Consider the following 17,869-nt stretch of genomic DNA (forward strand, 5'->3'; position numbering starts at 1 on the left):
AAAAATTGACGGCAGGCGGCACGGCTTGCGCAAAAGTCCTGCCGTAATATAGAAGAGCAAACGGGCTGAGCATCCTATTTCGGAAATTTGAAAGGTGAGGTATGCTATGGTAAAAAGTCTTCCCGAGCAATTTGAAGAATTTTCAGAGGCTAGGCGCAACGGATTTCTTCAGGTCAAGCAGATTAAGGAGGAAGGCGGCCTGATTGCGGGTATCTTCTGTACGTTCACACCCTGCGAAATTCTGGACGCAGCCGGAATTATCCCGGTGAGCCTCTGCGGCATGAGCAATGAGACGGTGGGTGCCGCCGAGGCTCATCTTCCAAAGAACTTGTGCCCATTAATCAAATCAAGCTACGGTTTTGCTGTGACGGACAAGTGTCCCTACACCTATTTTTCCGATTTGATCGTGGGGGAGACGACCTGTGACGGGAAAAAGAAGATGTATGAGCTTTTGGGCCGGATCAAAGAGGTCTATGTACTCCATCTTCCCCAAGGCTCCGACTGCGATTATGCACAGGAAATGTGGACGCAGGAGCTGCGCCGTTTTATCTCCTATCTGGAGGATCGGTTTCAAGCAGACATCACCGAGGAAAAACTGCGCCAGGCTGCTCATATTCGCAACCAGGAACGCGCATTGCGCTGTTCCTTGATGGAATTACAGCGGCTGGACCCGCCTCCCATGTGGGGTTACCAGTTATACAAGGCCTTGGAGGGTGCCGGATTCCGGCTGCATCGGGAGGAAATCCTGCAGTCGCTGGAACAGCTGAAAGGCGAGGTTGTGAAAGCCTATCAGCGGGGAGAGTGTCCGGTGCCTTCCGGCGCCAAGAGAATTTTGATTACCGGGTGCCCAATCGGCGGGGTTTTGGAAAAGACCGTGGGGGTCATCGAGGATCTGGGAGGCGTAGTGGTCTGCTTTGAAAACTGCAGCGGAATTAAGGCCGCCTGGCAGATGGTGGATGAGGGGGCGGAAGACATTGTGGGGGCTATTGCCCGGCGCTATCTTAACATTGGCTGCTCGGTTATGACGCCAAACCGCCACCGTATGGAGCTGCTGGCAAAACTGGCGGAGGACTATCGTGCGGACGCCATCGTCGAAATTGTTTTACAGGCGTGTCACACCTATGCGGTGGAAGCAGACAGTGTTTGTTCCCTGGCGGATGAATTAAAAATACCGTATCTGAAAATCGAAGCGGATTATTCTACTTCGGATTTGGAACAGCTGCGTACCCGCATGGAGGCGCTACTGGAGATGCTGTGATTATTCCAAAACAGCCATTTGCATGTTTCGGGATCTGTATATCGATTAAAAAGTAGAAATCCGCATTGCAGCAGCATAAACGGGACGGGGACCGGATGGGACGTTTAATAGGAGCAATGAGAGAAGTTTGAGACACGTTGCCAGGAGCTTGGCAAATTTAGACAAGCTGCGTTTGAGACACTGCGTTTCTTCTCTTTTTTTGTCTTGCAGCGCAGCGGAAAGGTGTGGTCATAAATATGAAACTGGTTGTTATCGCGCCAAGAGGAAAGATGGGAAGTGCCATTGTACGTGTGGCTGCTGCACGGGAGGGGCTGGAGTTAGCCGCCGGCGTGGGAGCTCCGGGCGGCGACTATATAGGCCGTGACTTGGGCGAGGTTGCCTTGGTCGGAAGAGCCCTGGGTGTGCCTGTGGTGGAGAATCTGGAAACGGTGATTGAAGGCTGCGATGCGGTCATCGACTTTTCCGTCAGAAAGATGGCTCCCATGGTGCTGGAGTCTGCCCTTCGGCACCGAAAGGCTCTGGTCTGTGGGACAACCGGCCTGAACGAGGAGGAAAACAACCTCTTCCAGGCGGCGGCAAAGCAGATTCCAATTGTGCGCGCCGCCAACACCTCCCGAATGGTATTTCTGATGAACCGGTTCCTTAAAATGGTCTCAGGTGAACTGGGCGACCAGGTGGACGTAGAAATTTTGGACATGCACGACCGCTGGAAGCTGGACGCGCCCAGTGGAACCGCGCTGGAGTTGGGCAGGACGATCGCCAAGGGGCAGGGAGTCGCCCTGGAGAACGTGGCCGAATTTGGCCGCCGTGGGCATGGCGCGAGAAGCTCCGGTTCCATTGGCTTCCACTCCCTGCGTGCCGGAGATATTCCCAGCAGCCACATTGTTTTTCTCGGAGGTATGGGGGAGCGGCTTGAGATTGCGCAGCACTCCTACAATATGGATTGCTTTGCCCATGGAGCCTGCGATTGCGCGGCATTTCTGGCAGGTAAGCCGGCGGGCCTTTATTCGGTGGAAAATGTATTTGGGAGTACACAAGAGGAATGAACGAGGCCATCCGCCTCCTAAAAGGAGAGTCTGCAACACAATCTGTTGCAGACTCTCCTCAGTTTGCAGAAGAACCCGACTGCCAAATCAGGCACCGGCCGGAAAGTGTCTCCTCTATGTATATTGCCAACCCGTGCGCTTTGCCAAATCCAACATCCCATAGCAAAACCGCGCCCACTGTGTCAATGTCATATGTGACGGGTCGCCCTCGCGGATACGCATGGTGCGGCGGATTTCCTTGGGAATGACCACTCGGCCAAGGTCGTCGATGCGGCGTACAATTCCAGTGGCTTTCATCTATAACTTCCTCCTAAGGTATCATTTGGTTCGGTGGATGTAGTATCCGCAGGATTTGTTTTCCTATGCGGCTGGTTACGCTGGAACTGTATGGAAATAAGCCGTCGGTCTGCTCTGACCAAAATCTCAAAAAGAGACGATTTACCACTTAAACCGCTTTTGAGAATATCTATTTTTCCTAGTTGTGCGGTCAATATAGCATCTGCGCCGGATCCCCAGCTTCGCTGAGGGGAAAAAACGCCTCCGGCTTAGCCGGAGGCGTTGATATTATAGCTTTGTGACCACGGAAATGACCATGGGGTTGCGCTGGGTACTTTTGAAGAGATAATTGCTGACGGCGGTTTTTACCGCGCTGCGCAGCTCACTGTCGTCCCGGCCTTTTTGGCGGGGAGCGTTGGAGGCCGCCGTCATGGCGATATTCTGCAGTTCCCGCATCATATCGTCGGACTCCTTCACGTAGATAAAGCCCCGGGTGACAATTTCAGGTTTGGAGAGCAGCTGCCCGTCGTGAGAGGAGATGGGCAGGATGACCACCACCATACCGTCCTCTGCGAGACGTTTGCGGTCTCGCATGACCACGGCGCCCACATCGCCCACGCCGGAGCCGTCTATATACACCTCGCCGGAGGGGACGGTTCCGTTGAGCTTCATGCTCTTTCCTGTGATCTCAATGACGGAGCCGTTTTCCGCGATGGCAATGTGATTGCGATCCATACCCATGGACTGGGCCAGATTGGAGTGGATTTGGAGCATTCGCTGCTCACCGTGGACCGGGATGAAGAAACGGGGCTTCGTCAGCGCGTGGACAATTTTCAGCTCCTCCTGGCAGGCGTGGCCGGAGACATGGAGCATATCCGCCCGATCATAGATCACATTGACACCCTTACGGAACAGCTCATTGATGACCCGGCCCACCGTGACCTCGTTGCCGGGGATGGCGGAGGCGGAGATGATGACCTTGTCCCCCGCGCCCAGCTCTACCTGCCGGTGGGTGGAAAACGCCATGCGGTACAGCGCGCTCATTTCCTCACCCTGGGAGCCGGTGGTGACGATGACCTGCTTGTTTTTCGGAAGACCCTTGATCTTGTTGAGATCCAAAAGCGTGTTTTTGGGTACCTTCATATAGCCCAGCTCTGTGGAGACTTTCATCATGTTTTCCATGCTCCGGCCTGTAACGGCCACCTTCCTCTCTGTGGCGGCGGCGGCGTCCAGCACCTGTTGGATGCGGTGGACATTGGAGGCGAAGGTGGTGACAATGATACGCTCGTTGCATCCGGTGAACTGACGCATAAAGGTGGCTCCAACGGTCTTTTCCGAAGGGGTAAAACCGGGACGCTCCACATTGGTGGAGTCGGCGCACAGGGCCAGCACGCCCTCTTTCCCCAGCGCACCCAGACGGGCCAGATCCATGAACTCGCCGTCAATGGGGGTGGAATCGATCTTGAAGTCGCCGGTGTGGACGACCGTCCCCATGTGGGTGTGGATAGCAAAGGCCACAGAATCCGCGATGGAGTGGTTCACATGGATAAATTCCACATTGAATTTGCCCACCCGGACGGTTTCACCCGATTCAACGGTGATGAGCTTGGTGGATTTTATAAGCCCGTGCTCCTCCAGCTTCAGCTTGATAAGACCGGCGGTGAACCGGGTGCAGTAGATGGGGAGGTTAATCTGCTTTAGCACGTAGGGGATGGCCCCGATGTGGTCCTCGTGCCCGTGCGTGATGAATAGGCCGCGGACTCGTGCACGATTTTTAATGAGGTACGTTACGTCTGGTATCACAAGATCGATGCCATACATGTCATCTCCGGGAAAGGCCATGCCGCAGTCCACGACGATCATCTCGCCGCCGCACTCATAGACGGTCATGTTTTTGCCGATCTCGTCCAGTCCCCCGAGAGGGATAATTTTCAGTTTTTCTGCCATAGATAGAGAACTCCTTTATTATTTAAGTATGTAAAAATACGGAGATCTCCCGGAATGCCCGGCGAAAAAACGCATACCAAAATGAGGCGCAAAAGCTCCTTGCATCGCAAAAAGCCGCACCAAATCATGGACGACCCGCCTCCGTCCGACCCCGTTTCGCCGGCGGAAAGGCGCGCTGCGTCCACGCTGCACCCTGTGAGATTGTCCGTTTATTAAACCGGAATGGAACCGCAGTTCTGCCCGGTGAAATACAAAAACCAACGTTCTGCGGCGGCGGAGCGGCAAATATTCGCTGCTCAACGCGCTGCACACAAAACTCTGTGTGATAATACTCAGCATAGTATACCACGTTCTGCGTGATTTGTATACATTTTTTTCGGTTTTGATCGTCGAAGAGACACCGCGTTGTTTCTGAACCGTGCTTTTTCGCCGGGCTTTACACGCCTGAACGATCTGGCAAAAAAGCCGATAGCGCAGACGTACGCCAAAAGCGCGCAAGCCAACAAGAATTTTATAGTTATTATCAATCATTGAAGGATACACTGAGCCCGCCAGGCAAAAGAAGCCTATATAAGGAAATGATCTGGTGTCTCAGCGAAAATTTGCGTTGATTCCAGCTTACGAACCGGGAGAAACACTTGTGCCTATGGTCCGTTCGCTCTTGTTGAGGGGCTTTGCCGTCGTCGTGACGGAAGCGGCGCTTCGTTGGCCGGAGGCCCTGACGCTGGGCGTCCGTACTTTCGGACCGTGGACTCCCACCCGGAGCCGGTTTGGAAACGCCGTAACCTGCGGGGTTTACCGATGCCTGTGGGCCTGCGCCATGGCGACGCTGAGCGTTGGGTGCTGTCTTTCTGGGGTGCTTGAAACCTATGGAACGGTTTCATCCCTGCTTGTCTTCTATTGGGCGGCGGGAGGAGGACTGACTGTGTGCGGACTCGGCCATTACCTGCTTTCGGACGTCCGCCGCGGCTTTGCATAAAATGCAAATAAAAAGCGGTTTTTATTCCAAACGGCGAGACTCTTTTTAAAAGCGGACAAGAATCTGCCAACTTTCCAATATGTACATATTTTTGCAACATTGTCGCTCTACGGGGGACTTTTTCAAAAGATAAAGCACATGAAAACGCCAAACCTGCAATGCAACTTCTGGGCAAAAAGACCATAAAATACGAGAATTCCTTAAAAAATTTGGATAAATTTTCGCTGACAGCTATTGACTGTTTATGCGTTTTACGTCATAATACAATTTAAATAGCTAAACTAACTGTTTGCTCGACAAAAAACGCTTGATTGGGAAAGTAAACAGCAGAGCAAAGACGTCTGTGCGAACTGGTCTAAGAGGGACTTTTGTGGATGTTTTACAAAAGCCCCTCTTTAATTTATAGACCGCAGCGGGAAATCAAGATTCGTTCTGCAGTTCTCTCAACACAGAAAATCTGAAAATACTCGGTGGGAAAGCTCGCAGCCAATTTCGATAAACCGCCCGCTTTTGCAGGCATTTTGCATGACGTATCAGCGGTGATAGAAGAGAAAGGAGCCTGATGAACATGAGCGCGATTCAAACTGGCGCGGAAGCATGTATCGACGAAATCGTCGCTATCCGCAGAGACATTCACCGGTATCCGGAGATCGGCCGGTCGGAGGTGCGGACCTCCGCGCTGATTCGGGAAAAGCTGGCGGAATACGGGGTGGACAAAATCGAGCAGCCCGTCCCCACGGCTGTGGTGGCCCTGATCCATGGCACTGCGGGGCCGGGTAAATGCGTCGCCCTGCGGGCCGACATCGACGCGCTGCCGGTGTACGAGGATACCGGACTGCCCTTTGCCAGCGAGACGCCCGGGATGATGCACGCCTGCGGGCACGACATGCACGCGTCCATGCTGCTGGGTGTGGCGAAGGTGCTGTGCGGCATGAGGGACCAGTTTCGCGGAACGGTGAAGCTGATCTTCCAGCACAGCGAGGATACGCTTCCTGGCGGCGCCATGGAGCTGGTGGAAAAGGGCGTTTTGGAAAATCCCCATGTGGATGCCATCTATGCCATCCACATGCTGCCGGATAAAGAGCGCATGGGTAAGATCGGTATGCGGGCGGGGTCCATGACTACCTCCGTGGACCTGTACGACGTGACGGTGACTGGCCGGGGCGGACACGGCTCCGAGCCGCAGAAAACGGACGACCCTATTCTGGCAGCCTGCCAGATGATCGTGGATATGCAGCAGATCGTCGCCCGCAGGATCGACCCGTTGGAGACGGGGATCCTTTCCATCGGCAGCATACACAGCGGCGACGCACCCAATGTGATTCCCAGTGAGGTGAAATTCGGCGGCGTATCCCGGGCCTTTTCCGAGGAGGTACGGGAGACCATCCGCCAGCAGATGTTTGCCATTGGCAAGGGTATGGAGTCCGTTTCCGGCTGCAAGGTGGATATCTATCACTACTACGGCTATCCCGCCGCCTACAATGACGCGGACCTGGTGGACTGCGCCAGAAAGGCGGTCGCGGCCGAGTTGGGCGGCGACGCCATCGTGGAGCTGGAACGGCCCATGGGCTTCAGCGAGGATTTTGCCTATTTTTATCAGATGACCGGCACACCGTCCGCCTACTTCATGCTCTTTGGCGGACAGGGAGGGGAGGAGCTGTATCCGCTCCACAGTCCCAAGGTCGTCCTTCGGGAGGAAGCCATGCCCTGCGGTATCCGGGCCATGGCCAGCATCGCCATCGAATATCTGAACCGTTAACAGGGGTATTCCGGACCCGGGAACGGATGGCGGGATAAATGCCTTGGACAAAAGGTATTCCGGCGTCGTGCGGTCGGGTTTTGAATAGAAATAAGCAAGACAGAAAGAGGAGAGGACATGTACAATTTTGCACTCGCATTCGTCATCTGCGCAGCCGCTTTCATCATCGGTGAGGTAGTTTCCACCGCGACGAAAGCATGGATCCCCTCAGTCTTTGTCACCGCAGTGGTGATGCTGATCGGATACTGGACCGTATTCCCCGCCACCCTGGTCAGCGACAGCATGCTGATCCCCTTCGGCAGCACCATCGGCATCTATCTGCTGATTACCCACATGGGCACGGTCATCAGCCTCAAGCAGCTGAAAGAGCAGTGGAGGACCATTGTGGTCTGCCTGATGGGCCTGGCCGGTATGTGCGCGCTGTCCCTGCTGGTGGCGCCTTTGCTGATGGACCGTGAGCTGGTCATCGCCGGCCTGCCTCCGCTGACCGGCGGCATTGTGGCTGCCTCCATCATGCGTGATGCCGCCAAGGCTGCCGGACTTCAGACCGCCGCTGTCTTTGCCATTACCATGTACTGCATTCAGGGCTTTGCCGGTTATCCCATCACCGCCGTCTGCCTTCAGATGGAGGGTAAGCGCCTGCTGAAGGAGTACCGCTCCGGAACGGTCACCATGACCGCAGCCGACAGGGAAGCCGTCAACAAGGCCCAGTCCGCCACCGCCGCGGCAGCCGCCAAAAAGAAGCTGGTTCCCGCGATTCCCAAGAGATTTGACTCCGCCGTGGTGGTCCTGATCAAGCTGGCCTTTGTGGGCTGGGTCGCCACGCAGCTGGGCAGCATCGTCTTCCCTGGCATCGGCAAGATCAGCGGCGCTATCTGGGCGCTGGTTTTGGGCATCCTCTTCACCACCATCGGCTTTTTGGATGCCAACTCCCTGAACAAAGCCAATTCTTATGGGATCATTATGTTCGCGCTGATGATGTATGTGTTCGACGGCCTGAAGGACTGCACGCCCGACATGCTGAAGTCCATCATCCTTCCGATGATCGTCCTGATTGTCATCGGCGTCATCGGCATGGCGGTCATGTCCTTTATTGTGTCCAAGATTTTACGGATGTCCTTCCCCATGGCCTTTGCAAACGGACTCACGGCGCTATACGGCTTCCCCTGCGACGCCATCATCACCGAGTCCACCTGCACGGCTCTGTCACAGACCCCGGAAGAGAAGGAATATCTGATGAGCAAGATGTTCCCGTCCATGATCGTGGGCGGCTTCGTCACGGTTACCATTACGTCGGTCTTCATCGCCGGCGCGTTCGCAAAAATGCTTTAATGAACAAGGAGTGCTGAGAGTTGAACCTCAAAGAAGCTGCCGCAAAATACGGCGATTACCTCATCGAGATGCGGCGCTATTTTCACGCGCATCCGGAAATCAGCGGAAAAGAGTATGAAACCAGCAAGCGGGTCAAGGCGGAACTGGACAAGTTTGGAATTTCCTGGCGTCCCTGCGGCCTGGAGACCGGCATTCTGGCCACGATCCAGGGCGCGAAGCCCGGTAAGACCATTCTGATCCGGGGCGACATGGACGCACTGACGGTCCAGGAGGAAACCGAACTGCCCTTTGCCAGCGAGAATCCGGGCGTGATGCATGCCTGCGGCCACGACTGCCACATCTCCACGCTGCTGACCGCGGCGCGCGTGCTGAACGACATGAAGGCGGACCTGTGCGGTACCGTCCGTCTTGCATTCCAGCCGGCGGAGGAAACGGCCCAGGGAGCGAAATCCATGATTGAAAACGGCGCTCTGGACGGTGTGGATGGCTGCTTTGGCATTCATGTGTGGTCCAATGTGCCCGCCGGAAAAGTGGCGCTGGCGCCGGGACCCCGGATGGCTGCCGCAGATATGTTTACCATCGATGTCAAGGGAAAGGGCGGTCACGGCTCTGCACCCCAACAGTGTGTGGATGCCGCCGTCGTTGCCAGCGCGATTGTGACCAACCTGCAAACCATCGTCAGCCGGGAAATTGATCCCGGCGACCCGGCGGTGCTGACCGTCGGGCGCATTGAGGCGGGTACCCGCTGGAACGTGGTGGCGGAATACGGCAGGCTGGAGGGCACCACCCGCTATTTCACCCGGGACCTGTATCAGCGCTTCCCGGAGATGATGGAGCGGGTCGTGACGCAGACTGCTCAGACCTTCCGGGCTGAGGCAAAGCTGAATTACGACCACATTGTTCCACCCACCATCAACGACGATCAAATGACGCAGGTGGCCATTGGGGCAGCGGTCAAGGCGATCTCTCCCGATGCGGTGATCACGATTGACCGAATTACCGGCGGTGAGGACTTTTCCTATTTCATGGAGAAGGTTCCCGGCGCGATCGCGCTGATGGGCGTTGGCGGAGAGGCCTGCGGCGCCATCTGGCCCCAGCACTCCGGCAAGTACCGGGTGGATGAGAACGCGCTGATCAACAGTGTGTTGCTCTACGCGCAGGTCGCAATGGACTTTAACGCGGGCTGATCCTGCATTCCCGCGCTGCGTTCGCGGCTGCCTTAGCAAACCAAGAGATGCTGTTCACCAAATCGGTTTTGGATTTTGTATCTTCTTGGAGTCACCAAGTTGAAGATCATGAATTAGATACCCGCAATTTTTCTGCCGAACCTGCTGTGCCTGTTCCTGTAAAAAATGCGCCGGGTCACGCTCACCTGCGTGACCCGGCGTGCTGCTGTTTGCAGCCCTGTGGTTCCGGATGGATTTCACAGGACGGCAATGCGGGAACCCGAGCAAAAGAAAAACTGCCGCTCAAAACCGATGGATAATGTCACATTATTTACTATATTTTGAAAATTTGCTAATATAGATTATTTTTTTGAAAAATACCCTTACATTTTTGCAAAAAATGTGTTAAAATATAAATTGTAGATATGCAGTTCAGCAGCCGAAAAGTCGGTCGTTGGACTGGTACGCTTTTATTTTAAAGCAATAAAGGCGGGTTTGAGGCCGTGCGCCCCGTCGTGGAGTTACGTCGGGTGCACGGCGTATTTTGGCGGATGGACCGTCCGTCATCGGGAAGCGGAGGAGATATGTTTCAAAAAAACGATCTGGTAGTTTATGGGCGCACAGGGGTTTGCCGGGTAATGGACATTACCACACCGGACTTCTTCCGGGCGAAACCCGGTGAGGAGAAAAAACTCTACTATATGCTCAAGCCTCTGTATCAGGGCGGGACAATCTATGCGCCGATGGACAACCCCAAGGTGCTCATTCGCCCGATTCTGACGGCGGCGGAGGCAAGACGGCTGGTGGATATGATTCCCACCATTGGGGTGCAGGCCTATTACGGCGGCAGTACCCAGGAACTGCGGAACCACTATCAGACCTTGATGCAGACCAGCGACTGTGCCGATCTGATGGAGCTTGTGATGTCCATCTACGCGAAAAAGGTGTATGTGGAGCAGACAAAGCGAAAGTTCGGGGCTGTGGATGAGCACTTTATGAAGGAAGCCGAGCAGCTTCTAAACGGTGAATTGGCCGCATCACTGGACATCCCGATGAACGAGGTTTCGGACTATATTGCTGCGAAGGTGAAGGCGCGGAAAGCCGTGCCTGCCCGCGGGGCGGATGCTCCGGCGCAGGAGGTATAAGGACCGTGAGACCTAACGTCCGGGAAAAGGGAACAATTGCAAGGAAAAACGGTACTTTTTAGCACGGATTTGAGTAGATGAAATGGAGCCACGATGACTAACATGGTCATTGTGGCTCTGCTTGCTTTTATATTATAAATTTATAAATATTTTCTAGTATTGTGTCGGGGGTGTGTGGTATATTCAATAGTAGAAAGAATATTCCAATATTGTATCCACTATAGTTGCCTTTAAAATTCATTCAAGGTATTAAGACATTTTGTAAAAGACATATGTCGGAAATAAAGGGAAATTTGGATGACAGAAATGTACATTGCAACATATTCTGTAGATGTTGTTGCGCTCCTTTTACTGCTTGGTATGTTGTGCGGAAGCAATCTGATGGAGAACCACTACAGGAAGCCGTTTCTCTTGAGCATAGTGCTCACCTTGGTCATCATTCTGTCCGAAGCCGGAACGATGCTGACGGAAGGTGGAGATCCGGGATTGCGCGGTATCAGCATCCTCTTCAATATTTTGGGATTCGCACTGACTCCGGTTCTTCCATTATCCTTTGTCACTATTTCTGATATAAGAATTCTCAGAGAGCATAAATGGTTGTTGATTCCAACATGGATCAATATGGCTGCCACTGTCCTATCGCCCACTTTTAGATGGGTCTTCTATATTAATGCAGACAATCAGTACAGCAGAGGAAACTGCTTTTTTATTTTCGTGACGGCGTATATCATCAATTTACTGCTGCTTGTTATCAGCATGCTGCGTATCGGTAAAAAGTATCGTTATCCGATTCAGGGGAAAATGACTGCGCTATGCATTTTTACAGTTGTCGGTACAAGCATTCAACTTGTTGATTCCTCGGTTCACTTATCCTGGCACTGTGTCACAGTGTCCATTCTTCTGTATTTCATTTTGCTTTCCGAATTTGACAGCAGTTTTGATGCCTTGACTGGCCTTTACAATCGGGCGGCTTTTGAGAAAATGGCAAGACAGAAAGAAAATCAAAAGGCGTTTTCGATGATTGTGCTTGATATCAATGACTTCAAAAGTGTTAACGATACGTTTGGCCATGATTATGGAGACATCGTAATCAAAACGGTGGCGGGTGTCATTCGAGAATCTTTGGATAACGGCTATTCCTGCTATCGTGTCGGTGGAGATGAATTTTATATCATCGGCAACGAGACCGATTCGGAGAAAATTCAATATCAGCTTCAGAGTTTAACAAATTCCCTCTCGGAAAAACAGGGGATCAATGGTCGGTTGCCTACGGTCGCTTACGGATTCAGTATTTTCAAGGGTGGGGGAACGCCGGATCTTCAAAAAATACTCAAAGAGGCTGACGGTCAAATGTATCAGTACAAAAAGCTGATGAAATCCGAATCTACTACAACCTTGCATTCCAACCATAATAAGTAAGTAGACAGAGGCTCTATTAAGAGCCTCTGCCTATAAGCTGGTATTTAATTGTTCATGGGAAAATGGAGTTTATCAGCCTAATTTTCTCCCGTTAATCTTTCAGCTAAACAGCTCGAATCATAATAGGTTCAAAGATAGATCGATTCAACTCAATCATCTCCTGATTCCAAACTAAATATCTGCTGGGTACTTTTGTACCCAAGCAATATTATGGCCCTTATTTAAAAAAATATCCTGTAATAAATTGGAATTTAATACTGCCCCGGCGCATCTCAGATGCGTGGGTGCTGCTTATTGAAATCATAAGGCTAAGCGACAACAGAAAGGTGGACTTACAAGATATGAGCCATATTGTCATTGAAACCGAAAAATTATATATTTCTCCGAAAAGCATAGAAGAAATGGAGACTCTATGCAATATGGAAGCGGACCCTGAACTGAAGAAAGCATACGCGGAGATGCTGGATGCAATGCTGAGACTGAATGGGCACGAAGAGTGGGGGGCGGTTTGGAAGATCAATTTAAAAACAGGGGTTTCAGTAGGGGGCATCTGCTTTAAAGGTGCTCCGGATGCGGGGGGAACCGTCGAAATCGGATACGGAATAGACGAAGCATACCGGCGAAAGGGCTATGCGACGGAAGCAGTAGGCGGAATTGTAAAATGGGCGTTGGCACAAGATGGTGTACGGCATATTACCGCGCAGACTGAACCGGACAACACGATTTCACAAACAGTATTACTAAAAAACAGCTTTTTTCGCGATGGATATGGGGATGAGGGCCCGCTTTATAAAGTCGAGAGGTAATTATTTGTTCCCTTTCGGTCAAGTGTTCTCTGCCGATTCGGAAATCGAAAATCATTTTAAAACAAGGGGAGAGGTTCAAATGAAGGCTGCAGAAATATCCAGCGTCGTCGTGGCCGGCGCCGGAACCATGGGGGCGTCGCTTGTGCAGATTTTTGCCCAGCGCGGTCTGCGCGTGACGCTTTGGAACCGGAGCCGGGAAGGACTCAACCGAGCGCAGGCTCTCATCAAAAACAACCAGACCGCGCTGGTGAGCGCCGGCCGCCTGACCGAAGCCGGATCGCAGGAGCTGATCGGGCGTATCACCGCCCAAACGGACGAGAGCTGCTTTTCGAAAACTGATTTTGTCATTGAGAGCATCGCGGAGAATCTCGAGGTTAAACAGGCGTTTTTCCGCCATGTCAGCCCGCTGGTGCGTGAGGACTGCGTCCTTGCAACCAATACCTCGGGCCTGTCAATCAGCGCATTGGGTACTTCCGTTTATAAGCCGGAGAGGTTTGCCGGTATGCACTGGATTAACCCGCCGCATCTGATTCCGCTGGTGGAAGTCATCAGCGGCGGGGAAACCGCAAAGGAGACCGCCGACTTTGTTTACGACCTGGCCCTTCGGCTCGGCAAAAAACCGATCAGGGTCAAGGACATTCCCGGCTTTGTGCTCAACCGGCTTCAACTCGCCGTATTCAGGGAAGCACTGTCCATAGTGGAGAGCGGGGCCGCCGACCTTGAAGACATTGACGGCGCTATGAAGTACGGCCTTGGGCTGCGCTATGCCTGTCTGGGACCGTTTGAGACGGTGGACCTTGGAGGCATCGATGTTTTTTATAAGATTGCCTCCTATCTGTTTGACGATTTGGAGAACCGCGGAGATGTCCCGGACCTGCTGAAGTCTCTCTATGAAAACGGCTGCTTGGGCGTGAAAAGCGGACGTGGCTTTTATGACTACACGGGAGGAAAGGCCGAGGCGGCTGTTAAAGACCGCGATAAAAAGGTCATCCGAGTCACTGACGCCCTGTTTGAAGGCGAAGAATGACCCGGAAGGAGTTTACCCCCGTTCAGGCACGCTTGCCCGCTGGCCGGAACTCTCCGAGCAGACATAGGGCGAGAAGGTCAAATGCGTCATGTCCAGAGGATAAGTTTTAAACTGTGGGTACTCTTCCCCCTCCGTGTAATAGGAAAAGTCCACTGTATTATCCCCGGCATGATAGGACTCGCCAGGCGGATTGTTCTCCTGGTCTCGATAGGGGACGTCCAGCAGCTCCAGCGGGTCGGCGCACTCCACAGACCCGTCGGCCGCCAGACGGTAGACCACCACCCCGCTATCTACCACCCCCGATGAGTCGTCCGCCAGGTGACCTACGTTGCACACAAGTTCCTTCACTCCGTCCCCGTCCAAATCAACAGCGGTGTCGTCCTGCTGTGCAATGCCCCAGCTCTCGGCAATGCAGGTCTCCCGGCCGCCGATGTTGGCAATATAATGATTGGTAAAAGAGGAGGTATCTGCGCTGCATTCCCGGCGGATAAAACCGGATTGGCCCAAAATGTTGGTGAAGATGGTTTGGACGCCCGCAATCTCCGCTGTCCCGGCAGGCTGGGTATCATCGTCCAAGCCCACGTAATTCAACAGGTTTTGCAATTCCGCCGGGGACGCGCCGCAGTCCTTGATGCCCATTCCTGTGGGCTTGAGTGCGTTGGCTTCATCGAAGTAATAAATTAAGAACTTGGGGATGCCGTCTTTCGTCTGGGGATAGGTCCAGCGGACCTCGTCCAGATTGCCGATCAGAGCCAGAAGTATGGTGGCCCTGCTGCCCATGGCGTTGTTCAGCGCGTACGGGTCCTCTGGTTCATTTTGAAAATCAATTTGGAGGATATAGGGCTGCTGGCTGGTGAACAATTCCAGTTTATATGCCCCCAAGTCTGCAACGTTCAGCGCACTCAGCAGCTTTCCGTCCGCCACCATATCACCCACGTAGGGATTCTTCAGAGAATAGAGCTGCAAAGCGCTGCGCCCCGGGGAGCCTTCTGCGCTCTCCACGGAGGTCACCAGCCGGAACTGCACTGCGGCGTCGTTAATTAAGGCGCTGTTATTTTCCTTCGATGCAAAAAAAGTGGCGCCCTTATTTTTGGTATCCGAGAAGGCATAGGTCAGCAGGACAGTCTGATGAACGTCGGACAAAGAGACCGTTCCGCCTTTGCCGACGGCCGTGCCGCCGATGGCCATGCCCGCCCCGCTGTAGCCTTCAGACGGCAGTTGCACCGACCAATTTGCCATGGCGGGGGAGCCCGTATCACCATAGCTGCAATCCAGTTTTCCGTCAAAGCGTCCACCACTGCTGGAGACTTTGCACAGCAGCGTCCCGGAAAACTGCCGGGATGTGACGCCGGTGCCGTCCTCCGAAAAGCCGTCGGAGATACGGGGCGTGCTGGAGACCAGAACGCCGTGGTCGTACACGTCCTCGTAAATAGCCCAGGACCGCACCGGTTTTACCAGCTCCGCACGGAAGTCCACGCCCACGCCTTGGGAACCATGTTCCCCTTTGGAGGCGCCCTTCAACGTAACCTGATTGCCGTCTTGAGCAGTTCCGGTTCCCGGCCCGCCCAACAGAAATTGCTGCTGCAGATCCTCGGCGCTGAGACGGGAGAACTCCACCCGCAGAACCGCCGCCACATCGGTAAAACCGTCTGCGAACAGATCGCCAGGGAAGAAATCCTGAGAGGAGAAATTGTACGAACTCAATCTGCCGTTGTCATCGGAGAGAAACAGGACCGCCACCGCGTCCAGCTCGTTGAGGGTGCGGCGGGTTTGATCCCCGTTTTGTCCCGCATATGCAAGACTGCTGGCACAATAGGAGCGCTGAGGAATATAGGACGGATGGCTAAAGCCGCTTTTGTTGCCGTCTTCATTCGTCCGGCTAAAGTACCAGCCGCCGCTTTCAAAGTCGCTGTCCACATAGCCGGACAGTCCGGCGGTTCCCCGGCGGTTCACATGATTCCAGTCTCCGCTGAAATCAAAATAGGCCATCGGATTTCGGGCGATCAGCTTGCCGTGTTCATAGACGTCCTCGTAAAAGAGGCAGGAGTTGATATCTTTGGGCACGGAGTAGGAAAAACGCAGCTCCATCCGGCCCCCGGCACTGACGGTTCCGGTGCTCTGAACCCAACCGTGGCCTGTGGGTGCGTCGGTGCCGCAGATCACAGCGGCCAGAATGCACAGCGCCGCCGCCAAAAACGCTGCGGCGGGGGCCGCCCGCTTCCAGCGGAGAATATTTTTCACCCGGGACTTTGCGTCGTTCTCCACAAAAGCCAGGGGGCCGGCGGCGGGAAAGTGCCGTCCGGCGGCGAAGGAGACCAGAGACAGGCTGTAGGACTGTTTCACCTCCGGCCCCATTTCCCGCAGGACCGCCTCGTCGCAGCTCATCTCCATATCCCGACAGAACAAAAAGTGGCACAGCCAGACCGCAGGATTCCACCAGTAGACCGCCAGAATCCCAAACCCCAGCAGCTTCCACCAGGGATCCAGACGGCGCAGGTGGGTCCGTTCGTGGAGCAGCACATGAGCGAGTTCCTCCGCCTCCATGCGGAAGGGCACATAGATTTTTGGGCGGAAACAGCCTAGTACGAACGGCGTCTTCAGCCCGTCGCATTGGAAAACGCCGTCCTCCAGACGCACCCCCTGCCGCACGCTCCGGCGGACCCGCAGATAAGAGACCACCGCCCAGATCAGCATCGCCGCCAGTCCTACAGCCCAGATCACCGCCAGAATTTCCATGGCGGAGAGGCCGGACGGAGCGCCAAGGGACAAGTTTCCGACAGGGGCAGACCCGGCGGCGTTCCCGCCGACAATCCCGGCGACGCCCTCGGCGGCGGGAGGGGCATACGAGTTTCCAGAAGCCATCTTTCCCCACTGCTGCACCGCAATTCGAGCGCTTTCTTGGGAGGTCTGCACCGGTGCGGAATTAAAAAGGCTCATAGGAGAGGGAAGACTCACGGAGCAGAGGAGCCGGAACCCCACTACGGCCCAGAGGGCGTAGCTGTACTTTTTTGGCGCGCGGCGCAGGCACAGCCGCGCAAGCAGCACTGCCGCCATTACCGGCAGCGCCGTCAGGCTCAGATTCAGCAGGGTTTGAAAGACCGCTGTCAAAGTCGTCATTCCGCGTCCTCCCTGTGGGCGTCGATCAGCCGTTTCAGTTTTTCCGCCTCTTCGGCGGAGAGGGTGCGACTGCCCATGAACGCGGTCAAAAACGACGGTAAACTCCCGGAAAACGTTTTTTCCATGAATTCCTCCACCGCCGCCGCCGTCACTGCCTCCCGGGGGGCCAACACGGATACCAGCGTGTCTTCGTTTTTCAGAAGTCCCTTGTCACACAGCTTTTTCAGCACCGTGTAGGTGGTGGACTTCTTCCACCCCAGCTTTTCCAGACATAGTTCTACCAGCGCGGGAGAAGGAACCGGCGCGGTGTCCCACACCACCTGCATGAACCGGTATTCACTGTCGCAGAGCTTATATGTCATAACGCCCTCCTTGGTCTATAATTATAAACTCCATATAGTTTATAATTGTAGACTGGATTTGTCAAGAGGAGGATGCACCCCTGCGGATCGTTTATTCTTCGCCTTCTTCGGATGCCACAATCACATAGCGCTGTGGCTTCGCTGCTCAAAACACTTTTGCCGAAAAGGGAGACACCCGGAGTATTGCTCCGGGTGTCTCCCCTTTTAAGAAGGAAAAACAGGTGTATCTT

Annotated in this window: 14 protein-coding genes and 1 pseudogene; 11 read left to right on the forward strand and 4 right to left on the reverse strand. The window is 54.1% G+C overall.

The annotated features are described in order from the left end of the window. The first annotated feature begins 106 nt into the window (after positions 1 to 106). Together ABWQ15_RS09800 and dapB are read left to right on the forward strand one after the other, a co-directional pair. Positions 107 to 1,258, forward strand: coding sequence for a double-cubane-cluster-containing anaerobic reductase (locus ABWQ15_RS09800; protein WP_353908593.1), 1,152 nt, complete (start codon positions 107 to 109; stop codon positions 1,256 to 1,258). A 236-nt stretch (positions 1,259 to 1,494) separates the two neighbouring features. Beyond that, complete coding sequence (dapB, locus tag ABWQ15_RS09805) at positions 1,495 to 2,304, forward strand: 4-hydroxy-tetrahydrodipicolinate reductase (RefSeq protein ID WP_353908594.1); 810 nt, start codon at positions 1,495 to 1,497, stop codon at positions 2,302 to 2,304. Between the two features lie 198 nt (positions 2,305 to 2,502). On the opposite strand, the pseudogene ABWQ15_RS09810 reads toward dapB, so the two are convergent. Together ABWQ15_RS09810 and ABWQ15_RS09815 are read right to left on the reverse strand one after the other, a co-directional pair. After that, positions 2,503 to 2,601 (reverse strand): annotated as a pseudogene (locus ABWQ15_RS09810) (AbrB/MazE/SpoVT family DNA-binding domain-containing protein); the annotation flags it as partial. A 267-nt stretch (positions 2,602 to 2,868) separates the two neighbouring features. Further along, entirely contained in the window at positions 2,869 to 4,527 is a 1,659-nt protein-coding gene (locus tag ABWQ15_RS09815) for a ribonuclease J (RefSeq protein ID WP_353908595.1), read from the reverse strand. Between the two features lie 640 nt (positions 4,528 to 5,167). Between ABWQ15_RS09815 and ABWQ15_RS09820 the strand changes: the two genes are divergently transcribed. The 9 genes from ABWQ15_RS09820 to ABWQ15_RS09860 all read left to right on the forward strand — a co-directional run bounded on the left by ABWQ15_RS09820 (position 5,168) and on the right by ABWQ15_RS09860 (position 14,160). Further along, entirely contained in the window at positions 5,168 to 5,506 is a 339-nt protein-coding gene (locus ABWQ15_RS09820) for a hypothetical protein (RefSeq protein WP_353908596.1), read from the forward strand. Between the two features lie 568 nt (positions 5,507 to 6,074). Next, positions 6,075 to 7,265 (forward strand): M20 metallopeptidase family protein, encoded by a 1,191-nt coding sequence (locus ABWQ15_RS09825; protein ID WP_353908597.1) that lies wholly within the window; start codon positions 6,075 to 6,077, stop codon positions 7,263 to 7,265. A gap of 117 nt (positions 7,266 to 7,382) precedes the next feature. Beyond that, positions 7,383 to 8,597, forward strand: coding sequence for a hypothetical protein (locus ABWQ15_RS09830; RefSeq protein WP_353908598.1), 1,215 nt, complete (start codon positions 7,383 to 7,385; stop codon positions 8,595 to 8,597). A 20-nt stretch (positions 8,598 to 8,617) separates the two neighbouring features. Next, positions 8,618 to 9,784: a M20 metallopeptidase family protein gene (locus tag ABWQ15_RS09835; protein ID WP_353908599.1), complete on the forward strand. Its 1,167-nt coding sequence runs from the start codon at positions 8,618 to 8,620 to the stop codon at positions 9,782 to 9,784. Positions 9,785 to 9,831: 47 nt separating this feature from the next. Then, positions 9,832 to 10,083 (forward strand): hypothetical protein, encoded by a 252-nt coding sequence (locus ABWQ15_RS09840; RefSeq protein WP_353908600.1) that lies wholly within the window; start codon positions 9,832 to 9,834, stop codon positions 10,081 to 10,083. 264 nt (positions 10,084 to 10,347) lie between these two features. Further along, positions 10,348 to 10,908, forward strand: a complete 561-nt coding sequence (locus tag ABWQ15_RS09845; protein WP_353908601.1) for a CarD family transcriptional regulator — start codon at positions 10,348 to 10,350, stop codon at positions 10,906 to 10,908. A gap of 306 nt (positions 10,909 to 11,214) precedes the next feature. After that, positions 11,215 to 12,327 (forward strand): GGDEF domain-containing protein, encoded by a 1,113-nt coding sequence (locus ABWQ15_RS09850; protein WP_353908602.1) that lies wholly within the window; start codon positions 11,215 to 11,217, stop codon positions 12,325 to 12,327. Between the two features lie 341 nt (positions 12,328 to 12,668). Beyond that, on the forward strand, positions 12,669 to 13,133 hold the full coding sequence (locus ABWQ15_RS09855; RefSeq protein ID WP_353908603.1) for a GNAT family N-acetyltransferase: 465 nt from the start codon (positions 12,669 to 12,671) through the stop codon (positions 13,131 to 13,133). Between the two features lie 79 nt (positions 13,134 to 13,212). Beyond that, the gene (locus tag ABWQ15_RS09860) at positions 13,213 to 14,160 is read left to right on the forward strand and encodes a 3-hydroxyacyl-CoA dehydrogenase family protein (RefSeq protein ID WP_353908604.1); all 948 of its coding nucleotides are present in this window, start codon (positions 13,213 to 13,215) and stop codon (positions 14,158 to 14,160) included. Between the two features lie 12 nt (positions 14,161 to 14,172). On the opposite strand, the gene ABWQ15_RS09865 is transcribed toward ABWQ15_RS09860, so the two are convergent. Both ABWQ15_RS09865 and ABWQ15_RS09870 read right to left on the reverse strand, forming a co-directional pair. Next, on the reverse strand, positions 14,173 to 17,277 hold the full coding sequence (locus ABWQ15_RS09865) for a M56 family metallopeptidase (RefSeq protein ID WP_353908605.1): 3,105 nt from the start codon (positions 17,275 to 17,277) through the stop codon (positions 14,173 to 14,175). Continuing rightward, the gene (locus ABWQ15_RS09870; protein WP_353908606.1) at positions 17,274 to 17,639 is read right to left on the reverse strand and encodes a BlaI/MecI/CopY family transcriptional regulator; all 366 of its coding nucleotides are present in this window, start codon (positions 17,637 to 17,639) and stop codon (positions 17,274 to 17,276) included. Before ABWQ15_RS09870 ends, ABWQ15_RS09865 begins: the two co-directional genes overlap by 4 nt. Positions 17,640 to 17,869: the final 230 nt, after the last annotated feature.

The sequence above is a fragment of the Oscillibacter sp. genome, from assembly GCF_040505565.1.
GTDB lineage: Bacteria > Bacillota > Clostridia > Oscillospirales > Oscillospiraceae > Oscillibacter.

Bases quoted from the DNA above. Each gene is read 5' to 3' on its own strand.
- ABWQ15_RS09800 (WP_353908593.1), top strand. From the start codon at position 107: ATGGTAAAAAGTCTTCCCGAGCAATTTGAAGAATTTTCAGAGGCTAGG.
- dapB (WP_353908594.1), top strand. From the start codon at position 1,495: ATGAAACTGGTTGTTATCGCGCCAAGAGGAAAGATGGGAAGTGCCATT.
- ABWQ15_RS09815 (WP_353908595.1), bottom strand. From the start codon at position 4,527: ATGGCAGAAAAACTGAAAATTATCCCTCTCGGGGGACTGGACGAGATC.
- ABWQ15_RS09825 (WP_353908597.1), top strand. From the start codon at position 6,075: ATGAGCGCGATTCAAACTGGCGCGGAAGCATGTATCGACGAAATCGTC.
- ABWQ15_RS09830 (WP_353908598.1), top strand. From the start codon at position 7,383: ATGTACAATTTTGCACTCGCATTCGTCATCTGCGCAGCCGCTTTCATC.
- ABWQ15_RS09840 (WP_353908600.1), top strand. From the start codon at position 9,832: ATGCTGTTCACCAAATCGGTTTTGGATTTTGTATCTTCTTGGAGTCAC.
- ABWQ15_RS09845 (WP_353908601.1), top strand. From the start codon at position 10,348: ATGTTTCAAAAAAACGATCTGGTAGTTTATGGGCGCACAGGGGTTTGC.
- ABWQ15_RS09850 (WP_353908602.1), top strand. From the start codon at position 11,215: ATGTACATTGCAACATATTCTGTAGATGTTGTTGCGCTCCTTTTACTG.
- ABWQ15_RS09855 (WP_353908603.1), top strand. From the start codon at position 12,669: ATGAGCCATATTGTCATTGAAACCGAAAAATTATATATTTCTCCGAAA.
- ABWQ15_RS09860 (WP_353908604.1), top strand. From the start codon at position 13,213: ATGAAGGCTGCAGAAATATCCAGCGTCGTCGTGGCCGGCGCCGGAACC.
- ABWQ15_RS09865 (WP_353908605.1), bottom strand. From the start codon at position 17,277: ATGACGACTTTGACAGCGGTCTTTCAAACCCTGCTGAATCTGAGCCTG.
- ABWQ15_RS09870 (WP_353908606.1), bottom strand. From the start codon at position 17,639: ATGACATATAAGCTCTGCGACAGTGAATACCGGTTCATGCAGGTGGTG.